At 63.7% G+C, this 16,345-nt stretch carries 16 protein-coding genes; 1 reads left to right on the top strand and 15 read right to left on the bottom strand.

The features are described from left to right. Positions 1-6 precede the first annotated feature (6 nt). The 15 genes from rnhB to rpsB all read right to left on the bottom strand — a co-directional run bounded on the left by rnhB (position 7) and on the right by rpsB (position 15,122). Positions 7-708 (bottom strand): ribonuclease HII, encoded by a 702-nt coding sequence (gene rnhB / locus PQR08_RS16195; protein ID WP_238287925.1) that lies wholly within the window; start codon positions 706-708, stop codon positions 7-9. Next, complete coding sequence (gene lpxB / locus PQR08_RS16190) at positions 708-1,874, bottom strand: lipid-A-disaccharide synthase (protein ID WP_238210449.1); 1,167 nt, start codon at positions 1,872-1,874, stop codon at positions 708-710. The genes rnhB and lpxB overlap by 1 nt, the downstream gene beginning before the upstream one ends. 12 nt (positions 1,875-1,886) lie before the next feature. After that, complete coding sequence (gene lpxA, locus PQR08_RS16185) at positions 1,887-2,675, bottom strand: acyl-ACP--UDP-N-acetylglucosamine O-acyltransferase (protein WP_187604902.1); 789 nt, start codon at positions 2,673-2,675, stop codon at positions 1,887-1,889. Between the two features lie 64 nt (positions 2,676-2,739). Beyond that, positions 2,740-3,198: a 3-hydroxyacyl-ACP dehydratase FabZ gene (gene fabZ, locus PQR08_RS16180; RefSeq protein WP_187604903.1), complete on the bottom strand. Its 459-nt coding sequence runs from the start codon at positions 3,196-3,198 to the stop codon at positions 2,740-2,742. Positions 3,199-3,323: 125 nt separating this feature from the next. Continuing rightward, positions 3,324-4,415: a UDP-3-O-(3-hydroxymyristoyl)glucosamine N-acyltransferase gene (gene lpxD / locus PQR08_RS16175; RefSeq protein WP_250483540.1), complete on the bottom strand. Its 1,092-nt coding sequence runs from the start codon at positions 4,413-4,415 to the stop codon at positions 3,324-3,326. A gap of 28 nt (positions 4,416-4,443) precedes the next feature. After that, a complete protein-coding gene (locus PQR08_RS16170; protein WP_187604904.1) occupies positions 4,444-4,974 on the bottom strand; it encodes an OmpH/Skp family outer membrane protein in 531 nt (176 codons plus the stop codon). Between the two features lie 82 nt (positions 4,975-5,056). Next, positions 5,057-7,369 carry an outer membrane protein assembly factor BamA gene (gene bamA / locus PQR08_RS16165; RefSeq protein WP_187604905.1) on the bottom strand — a complete coding sequence of 771 codons (2,313 nt, stop codon included), beginning with the start codon at positions 7,367-7,369 and terminating at the stop codon, positions 5,057-5,059. Between the two features lie 77 nt (positions 7,370-7,446). Beyond that, entirely contained in the window at positions 7,447-8,829 is a 1,383-nt protein-coding gene (gene rseP / locus PQR08_RS16160; protein ID WP_250483507.1) for an RIP metalloprotease RseP, read from the bottom strand. Positions 8,830-8,836: 7 nt separating this feature from the next. Then, positions 8,837-10,054, bottom strand: coding sequence for a 1-deoxy-D-xylulose-5-phosphate reductoisomerase (locus tag PQR08_RS16155; RefSeq protein ID WP_250483506.1), 1,218 nt, complete (start codon positions 10,052-10,054; stop codon positions 8,837-8,839). Between the two features lie 18 nt (positions 10,055-10,072). Next, entirely contained in the window at positions 10,073-10,885 is an 813-nt protein-coding gene (locus PQR08_RS16150) for a phosphatidate cytidylyltransferase (RefSeq protein ID WP_187604908.1), read from the bottom strand. Beyond that, on the bottom strand, positions 10,879-11,661 hold the full coding sequence (gene uppS / locus PQR08_RS16145; protein WP_035498901.1) for a polyprenyl diphosphate synthase: 783 nt from the start codon (positions 11,659-11,661) through the stop codon (positions 10,879-10,881). The genes PQR08_RS16150 and uppS overlap by 7 nt, the downstream gene beginning before the upstream one ends. An 84-nt stretch (positions 11,662-11,745) precedes the next feature. After that, on the bottom strand, positions 11,746-12,306 hold the full coding sequence (gene frr, locus PQR08_RS16140) for a ribosome recycling factor (protein WP_238287928.1): 561 nt from the start codon (positions 12,304-12,306) through the stop codon (positions 11,746-11,748). A gap of 93 nt (positions 12,307-12,399) precedes the next feature. Then, a complete protein-coding gene (pyrH, locus tag PQR08_RS16135) occupies positions 12,400-13,113 on the bottom strand; it encodes a UMP kinase (protein ID WP_008350086.1) in 714 nt (237 codons plus the stop codon). A gap of 234 nt (positions 13,114-13,347) precedes the next feature. Beyond that, a complete protein-coding gene (gene tsf, locus PQR08_RS16130) occupies positions 13,348-14,229 on the bottom strand; it encodes a translation elongation factor Ts (RefSeq protein WP_187605072.1) in 882 nt (293 codons plus the stop codon). A 140-nt stretch (positions 14,230-14,369) separates the two neighbouring features. Then, positions 14,370-15,122 (bottom strand): 30S ribosomal protein S2, encoded by a 753-nt coding sequence (gene rpsB / locus PQR08_RS16125; protein WP_008350088.1) that lies wholly within the window; start codon positions 15,120-15,122, stop codon positions 14,370-14,372. Positions 15,123-15,507: 385 nt separating this feature from the next. Here rpsB and map point away from each other — a divergent pair, with 385 nt between their 5' ends. Then, entirely contained in the window at positions 15,508-16,317 is an 810-nt protein-coding gene (map, locus tag PQR08_RS16120) for a type I methionyl aminopeptidase (RefSeq protein ID WP_187604910.1), read from the top strand. The last annotated feature ends 28 nt before the right edge of the window (positions 16,318-16,345 follow it).

The raw sequence follows: 16,345 nt of genomic DNA, 5'->3' as shown, positions 1-16,345 counted from the left end.
TGCCGCTCAGAAAGCGAGCGAATCAGGATCGTCTTCGAGCGCCGCGGCGACCTGAAGCACTTCGGGCGCGAGCTCGGGTAGCACCGAGCCGAAGCGGATATGCGCCTCGCGCACCGGCGCGAACGAACGCCGATGATGCTCGCACGGGCCATGCTCGCGCAGCGCCCTGAGATGCTGCGGCGTGCCGTAGCCGGAATGCGCATCGAAGCCGTACACCGGAAAGGTTTCGTGAAGCTCGACCAGCATGCGATCACGCGTAACTTTCGCGAGAATCGATGCCGCCGAAATCTGCTTGATGAGCGCATCGCCGCCGATCACGGCTTCGGCGCGAATCGACAGCGTCGGGCAGCGGTTGCCGTCGATCTTGACGAGCGTCGGCGCGACCGAAAGGCCTTCCACCGCGCGCTTCATCGCGAGCATGCTCGCGTGCAGGATGTTGATCGTGTCGATTTCCTCGACGCTCGCCGACGCGATGCAAAACGCGAGCGCGCGATCGACGATCTTCTCGTAGAGCTCCTCGCGCCGTTTTGCGCTCAGCGCTTTGGAATCGTCGAGACCGTTGATGCGCGGCTTCGCGGGATCGAAAATCACGGCCGCTGCCACGACCGGGCCGGCCAGCGGACCGCGCCCCGCCTCATCGACACCGCAGATGATGTCGAAAGGTGAACTGAAATCGAGTCCTGCCTGAGCCGATGGTTTCGCCGCCATTATCGCGGTCTCCGCGTTTCGAGCACTCGCGCGACCGCCTCGGCCGCCTTCTGCGACGTGTTCTGGCGCAGCGCGATGTGCATGTCGGTGAAGATTTCCGTCAGGGTACGGCGGTTGGCGTCGTCGTTCAACTGTTTCAGCGTTGCGTCGGCGAGCGCCTCGGGCGTCGCGAAGTGCTGGAGGATTTCCGGCACGACGAAACGGCCCGCGAGGATGTTCGGCAAACCGACATACGGCAGATAACCCTGCCGCTTCATGATCTGGCCCGTCAGCCAGGGCACCTTGTATGAGATGACCATCGGCTTCTTGAGCAGCGCCGCTTCCAGCGTCACCGTGCCGCTTTTCACGAGGATCGCGTCGGCGGCGGTCATCGCGGTTTGCGCGCGGCCATCGGTGATCGTCAGCGAAAGATTCGGATGCGCGTCCACGAGCGGCTGAAGCAACTCGCGCAACGCCGGATTCGCCGCGGGCATCAAAAAGCGCACGCCGGGCTCGCGACGCTGCATCAGCTCCATCGCATCGAAGAAGGTCGGACCGATCAGCGAAATTTCCGAACGGCGGCTGCCCGGCAGCACGGCGATCACCGGCCCGCCTTGCGCGATGCCGAGTTCGCGGCGCGCGCCCATGACGTCGGGTTCGAGCGGAATTTCGTCGGCGAGCGGATGACCGACGTAGCTCGCCTCCACGCCCGCCTTCGCCAGCAACGCGGTCTCGAACGGAAACACGCACAGCATCTGATCGACCGCTTTCACGATCTTCTTGATGCGGCCGCCGCGCCACGCCCAGATCGACGGACATACGAAATGCACGGTCGGAATGCCTGCTTCGCGCAGCGGCTGTTCGAGGCCGAAGTTGAAATCCGGCGCGTCCACGCCGATGAACACCGACGGCGGCTCCGCGAGCAACTGACGCTTGATCTCGTTGCGGATGCCGAGAATTTCGGGGATGTGTTTCAGCGCTTCGACATAGCCGCGCACGGTCAGCTTGTCCATCGGCCAGTGCGCTTCGAAGCCTTCGGCTGTCATGCGCGGGCCGCCGATGCCGCTATAACGCGTGCCTTCCGGCAGGGTTTGCGTGAGGCCCTTGAGCAGCGAGGCCGCGAGCAGGTCGCCAGAGGGCTCGCCCGCGACCATCGCGATGCGTGGCGGGTTGGTAATCAGGGTCATCGGGCGGCGTGTCTAGCGGATGATGCCGCGCTGCGACGCCGCGATGAAATCGGAAAATGCCGTGACGGGTTCGTCGCCCTCGCCGCCTGCCGTGCTCAGTTCCTTCAACTGCACCTTCGCCTCTTCGAGCGACAGGCCGCTCTTGTAGACGATGCGATACGCCGAACGCAGCGCCGAGATTGCCTCGGGCGTGAAGCCGCGGCGGCGCAGTCCTTCGACGTTGATGCCGTGCGGCTCCGCCTTGTTGCCGGCCGCGATGACGAACGGCGGCACGTCCTGCACGAGCGCCGAGGCGCCGCCGAGCATCGAATGCGCGCCGATGCGCACGAACTGATGCACGCCCGACATCCCGCCGATGATCGCGTGATCGCCGACGAACACGTGCCCGGCCAGTTGCGCGTTGCTCGACATGATGACGTTGTCGCCGAGCCGGCAGTCGTGGCCGACGTGCACGTACGCCATGATCCAGCAATCGCTGCCGATCGACGTCAAGCCCTGATCCTGCGCCGTGCCCGTGTGCAGCGTCGTGAATTCGCGGATGGTGTTGCGGTCGCCGATTTCGAGGCGCGTTGGCTCGCCCTTGTACTTCATGTCCTGCGGACGGCCGCCGATCGATGCGTAATGGCCGATGCTGTTGTCGCGGCCGATCGTCGTGTGGCCTTCGATCACGCTGTGCGAGCCGACGGTCGTGCCCGCGCCGATCACGACGTGCGAACCGACGATCGCGTACGGCCCGATCTCGACGGACTCGTCGAGCTGGGCGCCCGGCTCGATGATCGCGGTTGGGTGAATCTTGCTCATGCGCATTTCGCCTATGCTGTTCGTGCTGCTTGTTACGATGAACGCGGAGTGAACGCAGTTGCGCTCAGGCGTCCGTGCTCTTGACGGTACACATGAGCTCGGCTTCGGCAGCCGTCGCGCCATCGACCTCGGCGCGCGCCTTGAACTTCCAGATGCCTCGCATGTACCGCTCGAAGTGGACGTTGAGGATCAACTGATCGCCCGGTTCCACCACGCGCTTGAAGCGCGCACCGTCGATGCCGACGAAGTAATAGAGCGTGTTGCTCGGATCGTGCGGCTCTTCCGCGAAGGTCAGCAGCGCCGCGGTCTGCGCGAGCGCTTCGAGAATCAGCACGCCCGGCATCACGGGCCGCGTCGGGAAGTGGCCCTGGAAGTACGGCTCGTTGATCGTCACGTTCTTCAACGCTTTGATGCTCTTGTGCGGCTCGAGTTCGAGCACGCGGTCCACGAGCAGGATCGGGTAGCGATGCGGCAGCAGCGTGAGGATCTTGTGGATGTCGAGATTGATTTTTTCTGTGCTCATGGTCGTTCTGCTCACGCGCGCGTCAGGCGCGGAAATTTGGATGGCGGGCCGTATCGGACGCCCGCCCGGAATTGCTCTTGGCGCTTCGGCGGCTTGGATGAGCCCGCTCTGCGCGAGGTTCTTGCTTATTCGTCGCCGCTCGTATCGCCACGCTTGGCCGTATCGGCGAGCGCCGTTTCCAGCGACTTGATGCGATCGCGCAGCTTGTCCAGATTGCGCATGATGGCCGCGCTCTTGTTCCAGTCGCCGTGCGGCACGGCCGGAAACGCGCTCGTGTACATGCCCGGCTTCAGAAGCGATTTCGAGACGCCTGATTGCGCCGTGACGATCACATAGTCCGCAAGCGTCACATGGCCCGCGATACCCACCGCCCCGCCGATCATGCAATGCTTGCCGATGTTCGTGCTGCCCGCGATGCCCGCGCAGCCGGCGATCACCGTGTACGCGCCGATGCGGCAGTTGTGACCGATCTGCACGAGGTTGTCGATCTTCACGCATTCCTCGATGACGGTATCCGCCATCGCGCCGCGATCGATGGTCGTGTTCGCACCGATTTCCACGTCGTCTGCGATATCCACCGCGCCGACCTGCGGAATCTTGACCCAGCTGCCGGTGCGCGCATCGCCCTCGCCGACGAAATCCGGCGCGAAGCCGAAGCCGTCCGCGCCGATCACCGCGCCCGCGTGCACGATCACGCGCGCGCCGAACTTGCAGCCGTGATAGACGGTGACGTTGGGATACAGATGCACGTCGTCGCCGAGTTTCACGCCCCGGCCGACGACCACGCCCGCATCCAGCTTCACGCGCTCGCCGATGACGGCGCCCGCCTCCACCGTCACTTGCGGTCCGATCACGGCGCTTGCCGCGACCTTCGCGTCCGGATCGACATATGCGCTGGGATGCACGCCCGGCCTCGCCTTGGGCGTCGCCAGATCGATGAACGCCTGCGCCACGCGCGCGAAATAAGCGTAGGGGTTCGGCGTGACGATGAAATTACTGCCCGCGCGATTCGTCACCTTCTCGAGATCGGCCGGGGAAATCAGCACCGCGCCGGCGCGCGTCGTCTCGACCTGCGGCAGATACTTCTGATTCGCGAGAAACGCGAGTTGTGCGGAGCCAGCCTTGTCGAGGGGTGCGAGACTCCCGACCGCGTGCGCGCCGTCACCGACCACCTCGCCGCCGAAGCGCTTCACCAGTTCGTCGAGCGTGATCGCCATGCCTGATGCCATCTCGTCTCAGTCCTCGTCAGTTCGGGCTCGTGAGCGAACCCGTGCCGGTCGCGCCCGCGGCCAGCGCCTTCAGCACCTGATCCGTGATGTCGATGCGCGGACTCACGTACACCGCCTCCTGCACGATCAGATCGTAGTGCTGCTGCTCGGCGATCTGCTTGATCACCTTGTTCGCGCGATCCAGCACCGCCGCGAGTTCCTCGTTGCGGCGCTGGTTCAGGTCCTCGCGGAACTCGCGCTGCTTGCGCTGGAAGTCCGCGTCGAGCTGCGCGAGGTCGCGCTGGCGCGCAGCGCGGTCTGTCGGCGACATCGAGGAACCGTTTTTATCGATGTTGTCCGACATCGCCTTCAGACGCTGCGCCATGTCCTGCAGCGCCTTGTCGCGTTTGGAGAATTCCTGCTCGAGCTTCGACTGAGCGGCTTTCGCCGCTGCAGATTCGCGCAGGATGCGGTCCGAATTGACCGCAGCGATGCGCGCTTCCTGAGCACTGGCGGACATCGCCGTGCCCAGGCCGAGAACCATCGACAACGCAAGCGCCAGCGCCATATGTTTCGAATGCTTACCGGTTCCCAAAGTGTTCCTCACGTTACGTCTGAATGGATGAAGTTCGTGACAGTCGGCATACCGTTTAGAAGGCCGTACCGATCTGGAACTGGAACTTCTGATACTGGTCGCCTTCGTGCTTCTGCAGCGGGAAGCCAAGGCTCAGCTTGAGCGGGCCGATCGGCGAGATCCACGCGAGACCCACACCGTAGCCGTAGCGCAAGCCGTTCGCACCGCCGCTCGTGCCGCCCTGGTTCGGGTCGCCCCAGACGTTACCGGCATCGAGGAAGGTGAAAACGCGCAGCGTGCGGTCGTAGCCCGTGCCCGGAAGCGGGAACGTCAGCTCGATGTTGCCGACCGCCATGCGCGAGCCGCCGATCGGGTCGTTCGTCTTCGCGTCGCGCGGACCCAGCGAGCTCGGCGAGTAGCCGCGCACCGAACCGATACCACCCGCATAGTAGTTCTTGAAGATCGGGTACGTCTGACCTTGCAGGCCCTTGCCGTAGCCGCCCTGCAGGTTGAAGCCGAGCACGAAGCCGCGAGCGAACGAGTAGTAATACTGGAACTGCGCGTCGAATTTCGCGTAGGTCGTGTTGCCGAGCGGCGTGCCGTATTCCGCGTTCGACTGGATGTAGTAGCCGCGGCTCGGGACGAGCGCGCTGTCGCGATTGTCGCGCGACCAGCCCATCGTCAGCGGATAGTTGTTCACCACGCGGCCGAACTCGTTCACGTAGTTGATGTAGGACTGCGGCGTGTTCGAGTCCACGTCCATCGTGTTCTGTTCGGCGCCGACGCCGAAGAACACCGTGTCCTGCTCGGAGAACGGGATGCCGAACTTGGTGTCCGCACCCATCGTGATGATCTTGAAGCTCGAATCGGTCGAGTAGTACAGCGGCTGATACGTACGGTAGTACGCGTCGGTGATACGTTTGATGCCGTCGATCGTGAAGTACGGATCGACCTGCGTCACGGTCAGCGTGCGGTACGTCTTCGCGGTGTTCACGTTGACCGCGAGACTCGTGCCCGAGCCGAACACGTTGTCCTGCGACACGCCCGCCGACAGCACCACCTTGTCCGTCGACGAGAAACCCGCGCCCAGCGTGATCGCGCCGGTCGGCTTTTCCGCGACCTTCACGTCCACGTCGACCTGGTCGTTCGTGCCTTCCACGGGCGTCGTGGTGACGTCCACGTCGGTGAAGTAGCCGAGACGGTTGACCCGGTCCTTCGACAATGCGAGGCGGCTCGAATCGAACCACGAGCTTTCGAGCTGGCGCATTTCACGACGGACCACTTCGTCGCGCGTGCGCGTATTGCCGACGATGTTCACGCGCCGCACGTACACGCGGCGGCTCGGGTCGACTTGCAGCGTGAGCGCCACGGTGTGGTTCGACTGATCGATCTGCGGCTGCGCGTTGACCTGCGCGAACGCGTAACCGTATTCGCCGAGCTTGTCGACGATGGCTTTGGTCGTCGCCTGCAGCTTCTCCGCGGAGAAGCGCTCGCCCGGTTTGATCTTGATGAGCTTGTTGAGCTCGGCCTCGCGGTCGAGCAGATTGCCCGAGAGCTTGATGCTGCTGATCTTGTACGGCTCGCCTTCATGCACGGCGATCGTCAGATACATGTCCTTCTTGTCCGGCGAGATCGACACCTGCGTAGAGTCGATGCTGAACTCGAGGTAGCCGCGGTTCAGGTAGTACGAGCGCACGTTCTCGAGGTCGCCCGTGAGCTTTTCCTTCGCGTAGAGATCGCTCTTCGTGTACCACGAGAACCAGTTCGGCGTGGAGAGCTGCATTTCGCCGAGCAACGTGCCCGAACTCACCGCCTTGTTGCCGACGAAGTTGATCTGGCGGATCTTCGCGCTCGGACCTTCCGCGACGGAAAACAGAATGGCGACGCGGTTGCGGTCGACAGGCGTCACGGTGGTCGTGACTTCCGCCGCATAGTAGCCGCGCGTCAGGTACTGGCGCTTGAGCTCCTGCTCTGCCTTGTCGACGAGCGCCTTGTCGTAGGAGCGGCCTTGCGACAGACCGACCGAGCGCAGCGCCTTCGTGAGATTGTCCTTGTCGAACTCGTGCAGGCCCGCGAAATCGATGGCCGAGATTGCCGGGCGCTCCTGCACCTGCACGACCACCACGTTGCCTTCGGTGGCGATCTGAACGTCGTTGAAGAAGCCCGTCGCGTAGAGTGCGCGAATCGCTTCGGAGGCCTTGTCGTCGGTGAAGGTGTCGCCTTGCTTGATCGGCAGATAAGCGAACACGGAGCCCGGCTCGATGCGTTGGAGACCGTCGATCCGAATATCCTGCACGACGAACGGCGTGGTGGCGTGCGCCGCCATACCCGTTGCGGCGAGTGCCGCGGCCACAGCCGTCTTAGGAACAAAGCGATGAGGTTTGAACAACGTGCTTCCCCAGTATTTAAAGCTGCATTCGTTCCGGCGGTCGCTCGAAACGCGCCGCCAGAAATTGTCAAAGTGGATCAAAAACGAATCAGACGAGCGAGGTCGTTGAACAGCGCGATCATCGACAGTGCGACGATGCAGACCAAGCCCGCCCTTTGCAGAACCAGCTGCCAGCGATCGGATACGGCTTTGCCGGTAACAGCCTCAACCAAATAATATAACAGATGCCCACCGTCCAATACCGGAATCGGTAACAAGTTCAACACTCCGAGACTGATGCTGACGAGGGCGAGAAACGAAACAAAGGCCGCCACGCCGAGCCTTGCGCTCTTGCCCGCATAGTCGGCAATGGTGACCGGTCCCGAGAGATTCTTGAGCGAAGCCTCGCCGACGATCATCCGCCCGAACATGCGCAGCGAATAGATGCTGATGTCCCACGTCCGGTTCACGCCGAGGCGCAGGCTTTCGAGTGGCCCGTAGCGCACGTCCACGGTCGGCAGCTGATTCGCGAGTGCGGCGCCGATGCGGCCGATCTCCTTGCCCGTCGATGCATCGTGCTTCACGTCCGGCACGATCTGCACGGACTCGCGCTTGCCGTTGCGCTCGATCACGAGCGTGACGGGCTTCGCGCCGTGTGCTTTCACGTAATCGATGAAGCTCGTCGCGTTGTCGACGCTGCGGCCATCGATCGCGCGCAGCATGTCGCCCGCCTTCAGCCCGCTCTTCTGCGCCGCGCTCCCCGCCTCGACGCCCGCGACCGTCAGCGTGCCGCCGCCCGGCGCGAAGCCGAGCTTGTCCATGAAGTCCTGATCGGCTTGCTCGTCGGTGATGCCCGCGACGGTCACCGGGAAGTCGAAGGTGCCGTCGTGCGTCTTCGCCGTCAGCACGATGCGACGATGATCGAACGACGCATCGAGCAGCTTCCAGCGCAAATCGGACCAGGAGCGGATCGGATGCGTCTCGCCGCCTTGCGCGTCGCGCATCGAGAGCACCGTCTCGCCGCCTTCGAAACCCGCGTGCGCCGCTGCCGTGTCGGGCGCGGGCTGCGAGACGATCGCGGCGGGTTCGGTCACGCCGCCCGCGAACACGGCGGAAAAGAGCGCGATCGCGAGCAGAAAATTGGCGATGGGGCCCGCCGCCACGATGGCAATCCGCTTGGCAACGCTCTGGCGGTTGAAAGCGCGCGGCAAGTCCTCGGCGGGAATCGTCGTGCCGCTATCGGGATCGACCTCGCGCTCGTCGAGCATCTTCACGTAGCCGCCGAGCGGCAGCGCGGCGATCGTCCACTGAACGCCCGTCTTCTTGCTGACCCACTGCACGAGCGGCTTGCCGAAGCCGACCGAGAAACGCAGCACTTTCACGCCGCACAGTCGCGCGACACTGTAGTGACCGAATTCGTGGACGACGACGAGTACGCCTATCGCAACGACGAAGGCGACGATTTCGGTCAGAAAGTTCATGACGGCCTCAATGGGCGATGGGTTCGGCGCCCGGCGCGCTCGCGGTGAGCTCAGCGACGAAACGGGATGCGAGGCGGCGCGCGGTCGCATCGGCGGCGAGAACGTCCGCCAGCGTCGCGGCGCTCGTGTTCGGCAGGTCGTTCAGCACGCGCTCGACCACGCCGCCGATCGCCATGAAGCCGATGCGGCGCTCCAGAAACGCTTCCACGGCGATTTCGTTAGCCGCGTTCAACGCGGCGCTCGCGATGCCGCCCGCTTCGAGCGCCTGGATGGCCAGCGCGAGGCACGGGAAGCGCGCGAAATCGGGCTTTTCGAACGTGAGGGTCGCGATCTGCGCGAGATCCAGCGGCGCCACGCCCGAGTCCACACGGTCAGGATACGCCAGCGCGTGCGCGATGGGCGTGCGCATGTCGGGGTTGCCGAGTTGCGCGAGGACCGAGCCGTCGGCGTAGGACACCATCGAATGAATCACGCTCTGCGGATGGATCAGCACCTCGATGCGCGAGCCCGGCAGGTTGAAGAGCCAGTGCGCCTCGATCACTTCGAGGCCCTTGTTCATCATCGTCGCGGAATCGACGGAGATCTTGCGGCCCATCGCCCAGTTCGGATGCTTGACGGCTTCCTCGGGCGTGACGTTTGTGAGCGTCGCCGGTTCGCGCGTGCGGAAGGGGCCGCCCGACGCCGTCAGGATGATCTTCGACACGCCGCCATGCAGTTGCGCTTCCTTGTCCGCGCAGGGCGGCAGGCACTGGAACACGGCGTTGTGCTCGCTGTCGACCGGCAGCAGAATCGCGCCGTTGTCGCGCACCGCGTCCATGAAAATCTGGCCGGACATCACGAGCGCTTCCTTGTTCGCGAGCAGGATGCGCTTGCCGGCGCGCGCGGCGGCGAGAGTGGGCGCGAGGCCCGCCGCGCCCACGATGGCCGCGACGACCGTGTCGCACTGCGTCGCGCGGGCAACCTCGACGAGCGCTTCCGTGCCGTGCGTCACTTCGGTCTTGCAGCCCTGCGCGCGCAATGCCGCCGCGACGCGCGCGGCCGTTTCGGCATCGCCGACGACCGCCACTTCGGGCTGGAATTTCAGGCACTGGGCGACGAGTTTGTCGCCGTTGCGGTGAGCGGTGAGCGCGTAGACCGAAAAGCGGTCCGGGTGCCTTGCCACGACGTCGAGCGTGCTGTCGCCGATCGAGCCCGTGGAGCCGAGCAATGTGAGACGTTTTTGCATAAATTCTTCTCTAGCCGATTAGCCAAGCATGAGCAATGCGATCGGCAATACAGGCAACAATGCGTCGATGCGGTCGAGGACGCCGCCGTGACCGGGCAAGAGGCCGCTCGAGTCCTTGACGCCGGCCTGGCGCTTCAGCAGCGACTCGAACAGATCGCCGACCACGCTGAACGCGACCAGCACGGAAAGCGCGACGAACGAGCGATCCCAACCGAGATGCCCGACGAAGGCCGTGAATACGGTAGGCGCATAAAAGCCGGTGGCAGCGGCGAGCGCGCCGATGACGATGACGGCGAGCCACCCACCGATGGCGCCCTCCCAGGTTTTGCCCGGGCTGATCGACGGAGCGAGTTTGTGGCGGCCGAGCGCTTTTCCGGCGAAGTATGCGCCTATGTCAGCCAGCCAGACTACTAGAAGAAGCGATAGCACGAATGCCACGCCCCGCGTGCGCGCATCGACGACGGCATGCCAGCACGCCAGAAACACGACGATTCCCGCGAAAAGCAGGAACGCGCGCCACGTGTGGGCGGCCAGCGCGGGCTTGCGCAGCAAGGCGTAAGGACCGGCCAGCACCCAGAAAATCGCGGCCATCTGGTACAACGGCGTGGACTTGATCCCGAGAAACGTGCTGAAAATGAGCGCGAGCCCCGCGACGAGCGCGTAGGCAACCGGCCCCGCCCCATTCAGCTTGAGGAGACGTCCCCATTCCCAGGCCGCGAACACCACGACGAAACCGATGAGCGCTCCGAACGCGCCGATCGGCGCGAACAGCGTGATCGGCACCAGTACCGCGAGCAGGACGATTGCCGTGATGACACGGGTTCTTAGCATGAAAGGGTGTCGGCCTTCTGCGATTGGGAAGCGAGTTGCGCGCTTGTGCGCCCGAAGCGGCGCTCGCGGTCGCCGTAGGAAGCGATCGCGCGATCGAGCGCGTCGGCGTCGAAGTCGGGCCAATAGATGTCGGTGAAATAAAACTCGGTGTACGCGAGTTGCCACAGCAGGAAATTGCTGATGCGCTGCTCGCCGCCCGTGCGGATGAAGAGATCCGGCTCAGGCGCATAGGCCATCGCGAGATGCGCGGCGAACGACTCGTCGTCCACGCGCGCGGGCGTGCCCGTCTCCAGGGACTCGGCGATGAGTTTCTTCGTCGCCTGCATGATGTCCCAGCGCCCGCCATAGTTGGCGGCGATGGTCAGCGTGAGGCGGGTGTTGCGGGCCGTCTTGGTCTCGGCGCGTTGAATCAGCGCGCGGATGCGGTCGTCGAACATGCTGATGTCGCCGACGACGCGCAGCCGGATGCCGTTCGCGTGCAGCTTGCCGATTTCGCGCTCGAGCGCGGTGACGAACAGGCGCATCAGGAACGACACTTCGTCGGTCGGACGGCGCCAGTTTTCGGAGCTGAACGCAAAGAGCGTGACGAATTCGACGCCGCGCCGGGCGCAGCTTTCGACTGTTGCACGAACCGCATCGACGCCGCGCGTATGACCGGCGACGCGCGGCAGGCGGCGCTCGGTCGCCCATCGGCCATTGCCGTCCATGATGATCGCGACGTGGCGCGGGACAGCCGCGACATCGGGCACGGTAACGGTAGAGCTGGTATAGGTCATGGCCGCTGAATCTGGGAATCTGAAAGAGTGAAAGCCAGCCCGGATATATACACGCCCAGGGCTGGCAGGACCGTTTCTACGGCCTCACACCGTCATGATTTCGGATTCTTTGGTCTGAACGAGCTTGTCGATCTCGGCGACGAACTTGTCGGTGAGCTTCTGCACTTCGTCGCTCGCACGGCGCTCGTCGTCTTCCGAAATCTCCTTGTCCTTCACGGATTTCTTCAGTTGATCGTTCGCGTCGCGGCGCAGGTTGCGCACGGCGACCTTCGCAGTTTCGCCTTCGCTCTTCACGACCTTCGTGAGTTCGCGGCGGCGCTCTTCGGTGAGCGCGGGCATCGGCACGCGGATCAGGTCGCCCTGCGTGGCCGGGTTCAGGCCGAGATCCGATTCGCGGATTGCTTTCTCGATCACCGGAACCATCTTCTTTTCCCACGGCTGCACGCCGATCGTGCGCGCATCGACGAGCGTCATGTTCGCGACCTGGGAGATGGGCACGTTCGAGCCGTAGTAGTCAACCTGGATGTGGTCGAGCAGCCCCGTGTGGGCGCGACCTGTGCGAATCTTGGCGAGATCGGCCTTGAACGCTTCGATCGACCGCTGCATCTTCTGGTCGACGCCTTTTTTGATGTCAGCCACACTCATTTTGAACCTCCAAACCTGGGTTTTACTGGCGAAAAGCGGCGCATCACGCGCGGGGCTCCCCGCCAGCCGCGCAGCGCCTGATACCGCGAGAGTTTACACGTGGACGAGGGTCCCTTCGTCGTCGCCCTGCACGATGCGCTTCAACGCGCCCGGCTTCGTGATCGAGAACACGCGAATCGGCAGCTTCTGGTCGCGGCACAGCGCGAACGCAGTGGCGTCCATCACCTGAAGGTTCTTGCCGATGGCCTCGTCGAAGCTGATCGTGCTGTAGCGCGTCGCGTGCGGGTCCTTCTTCGGGTCGGCGGAGTATACGCCATCGACTTTGGTCGCTTTCAGCACCACTTCGGCACCGATTTCCGAGCCGCGCAGCGCGGCCGCCGTGTCTGTCGTGAAGAACGGGTTGCCCGTGCCGGCCGCGAAAATTACGACCTTGCCCTCTTCGAGCTGGCGAATCGCGCGCGGACGGATGTAGGGCTCGACCACCTGATCCATACGCAGCGCCGACTGCACACGCGCTTCGATGCCCGCGTGGCGCATGGCGTCCTGGAGCGCGAGCGCGTTCATCATCGTGGCGAGCATGCCCATGTAGTCGGCCGTCGCGCGGTCCATGCCGGCCGCGCCGCCCGCCACACCACGGAAGATATTGCCGCCGCCGATGACGACGGCAAGCTGCGTCCCGATCCGCACCACCTCCGCGACATCCGCCACCATCCTTTCGATCGTTGCGCGATTGATGCCGAAAGCATCGTCGCCCATGAGGGCTTCGCCGGAGAGTTTGAGGAGTACGCGTTTGTAGGCTGTGGGCATATGAGGTTCCGATCGCGCCGAGGAGGGTTGCAACAACGTAGAACTGTAGGGGTGAAACATTACTTACCGCAAGCGGGCCGGATCGGGCGGCGGGCGCGGTAGATCAGGGTTATCCCTAGCCTAACGCGCCCGCTGCTTGTGCGATCCGGATCACTGAATGCGTGCGGCGGAATGTTCCGCCGCGGGTACCGCGAACTCGGCGCGCTATCACAGCACACGCGCCTTAAGCGAGCCTTAGGACTGCTTGGCCGCTGCGACTTGCGCCGCGACTTCGGCCGCGAAGTCGTCCTGGCGCTTTTCGATGCCTTCGCCGACCACGAACAGCGCGAACTTCTGCACCGATGCGTTGCCGGCCTTGAGCATCTGCTCGATCGTCTGCTTGTCGTTCTTCACGAACGGCTGATTCAGCAGCGACACTTCCTTCAGGTACTTCTGGACCGAGCCGTCGACCATCTTCGCGACGATCTCGGCCGGCTTGCCCGATTCGGCGGCCTTCTGCTCGGCGATGCTGCGCTCCTTGGCGATCAGATCGGCCGGCACTTCGTCCGACGACAGCGAAACCGGCTTCATCGCGGCGACGTGCATCGCGACGTCCTTGCCGATCTGGTCGTCAGCACCCGTGAATTCGACCAGCACGCCGATACGCGTGCCGTGCAGGTACGACGCGACCTTGTTGGCCGACTCGAAACGCACGAAACGGCGGATCGACAGGTTTTCGCCGATCTTGCCGACGAGCGCAAGGCGCACGGCGTCGACCGTCGAGCTTTCGAGCGGCAGCGCCGACAGCGCGGCCACGTCGGCCGGGTTGTTCTTGGCGACCAGTTCGGCGATCGTCTTGCCGAAGGCCAGGAAGTCGTCGTTCTTCGCAACGAAGTCGGTTTCGCAGTTCAGCTCGACGAGCGCGCCCACGCCGCCTTCGACGTGCGCCGTCACGATGCCTTCAGCCGTCACGCGCGATGCCGCCTTGCTCGCCTTGTTGCCGAGCTTCACGCGCAGCAGTTCTTCCGCGCGCGCCATGTCGCCGTCGGCTTCCGTCAGCGCCTTCTTGCATTCCATCATCGGCGCGTCGGTCTTTGCGCGCAGTTCTGCCACCATGCTTGCGGTAATTGCCGCCATCATTCGCTCCTTGAGTCTGTTTGATACGTGCCGCCGGCTTTACATCGCGCCCACGGCAGGAAAATAGGCATTTCTATCGCTTCGACTAAAAAAAAGGGGCCTTTCGCAAAGCCCCCTTTTTTGTCGGCCGCAGGGCTCGATTACGCCTCTGCGTTGACCTCGACGAACTCGTCGCCTTCGCCGTTACGGACGGCCTGGACAACGTCGTTCACCGCGTTCGCGCGGCCTTCGAGGATCGCGTCGGCAACGCCCTGAGCGTACAGCGCGACTGCCTTGGATGCGTCGTCGTTGCCCGGGATCACGTAGTCGATGCCTTCCGGCGAGTGGTTGGTGTCGACCACGGCGATGACCGGAATGCCGAGCTTCTTCGCTTCGGTCACGGCGATCTTGTGGTAGCCGACGTCGATCACGAACATTGCATCGGGGATGCCGCCCATGTCCTTCACGCCGCCGATGGACTTTTGCAGCTTGACCATTTCGCGTTCGAACAGAAGCGCTTCCTTCTTGCTCATGCGCTCGGTTTCACCCGATTCCAGTGCAGCTTCCATGTCCTTCAGGCGCTTGATCGAAACCTTCAGCGTCTTGAAGTTGGTCATCATGCCGCCGAGCCAGCGGGCGTTGACGAAAGGCATACCGGCGCGCGCTGCTTCCTGAGCGATGGTGTCGCGCGACTGGCGCTTCGTGCCGACGAAAAGGATCGTGCCGCGGTTCGCTGCCAACTGGCGCACATACTTCAGCGCGTCGTTGTAGAGCGGCAGGGTCTTCTCGAGGTTGATGATGTGAATCTTGTTGCGATGACCGAAGATGTACGGGGCCATCTTGGGGTTCCAGAAGCGCGTTTGGTGACCGAAGTGGACACCGGCTTCCAGCATTTGACGCATCGTGACTGCCATGAAATTCTCCGCGAGGGTTAGGTCTTAAGCCGGCTGCCGCATCCCGCGCCTGGTTGTTTTCGCTTAACCGGGCGCCGGACACCCTGGGTGCGCCGGCTTGCGTATCGACTTGAAACGAGTTTCCAAGCCGCATTCCGCTATGCCACGCCCGGATTGTCATACGACATCGTGACGGCAATATGGATTACGACTTAGCCTTCGAGTATAGCATGTGAGGATTGGTCGGCTCAAGCCGCACGACCGATCCGGAACCATGCGTGTTAGCGATCGCCCTCAGTGCCCTTGCGCCCTCCGCTCCAAACGATCCGGGTGCGGCGCATTTCTTAAGGTGCGATAATGCCGCTTTCGCGGCTCACTGCCGCACACACGCATTTCGGGCCAAGTCATGTCCATTACGCTGAAAAACGAACACGATATCGCGCAAATGCGCGTCGCCTGCCGGCTCGCCAGCGAAGTGCTCGATTTCATCACGCCGCATATCGCTCCCGGCGTGACGACCGAAGAGCTCGATCGCCTCTGCCACGAATATATGGTGAAGGAACAGGGCACCGTTCCCGCACCGCTCAATTATCAGCCGCCCGGCTATCCGCCGTACCCGAAAGCCACCTGCATTTCCGTGAACGATGTGATCTGCCACGGCATCCCCGGCGAAAAGGTGCTGAAGAACGGCGACGCGCTGAATATCGACGTCACCGTCATCAAGAACGGCTATTTCGGCGACACGAGCCGCATGTTCATCGTCGGCGAGGGATCGATTCTGGCGAAACGCCTCGTTCAGACGACGTTCGACTGCATGTGGCTCGGCATCGAGCAGGTGCGCCCCGGCGCGCATCTGGGCGACATCGGCGCGGCGATCCAGAAGCACGCCGAAGCGCAAGGCTACAGCGTCGTGCGGGAATACTGCGGCCACGGGATCGGACAGGTGTTCCACGAAGAGCCGCAGGTGCTGCACTACGGCCGTGCAGGCACGGGCATCGAACTGCAGGCCGGCATGATTTTCACCGTCGAGCCGATGATCAACGCCGGCCGCCGCGAAATCCGCACGATGCCGGACCAGTGGACCGTCAAGACGCGCGACCGCAGCCTCTCGGCGCAATGGGAGCACACCGTGCTCGTCACGCCGACGGGCTATGACGTGCTGACCGTCTCGGCGGGCACGCAGGCGCCCTCGCAACTGATCGCCGCGACCGCCTGATTTCGTCTCTCCCGGCGCCCGCCGCGCA

The organism is Caballeronia jiangsuensis, assembly GCF_046030135.1.
In the GTDB taxonomy this organism is placed as follows: domain Bacteria; phylum Pseudomonadota; class Gammaproteobacteria; order Burkholderiales; family Burkholderiaceae; genus Caballeronia; species Caballeronia jiangsuensis.
This window is presented reverse-complemented; position numbering and strand designations above follow the sequence as displayed.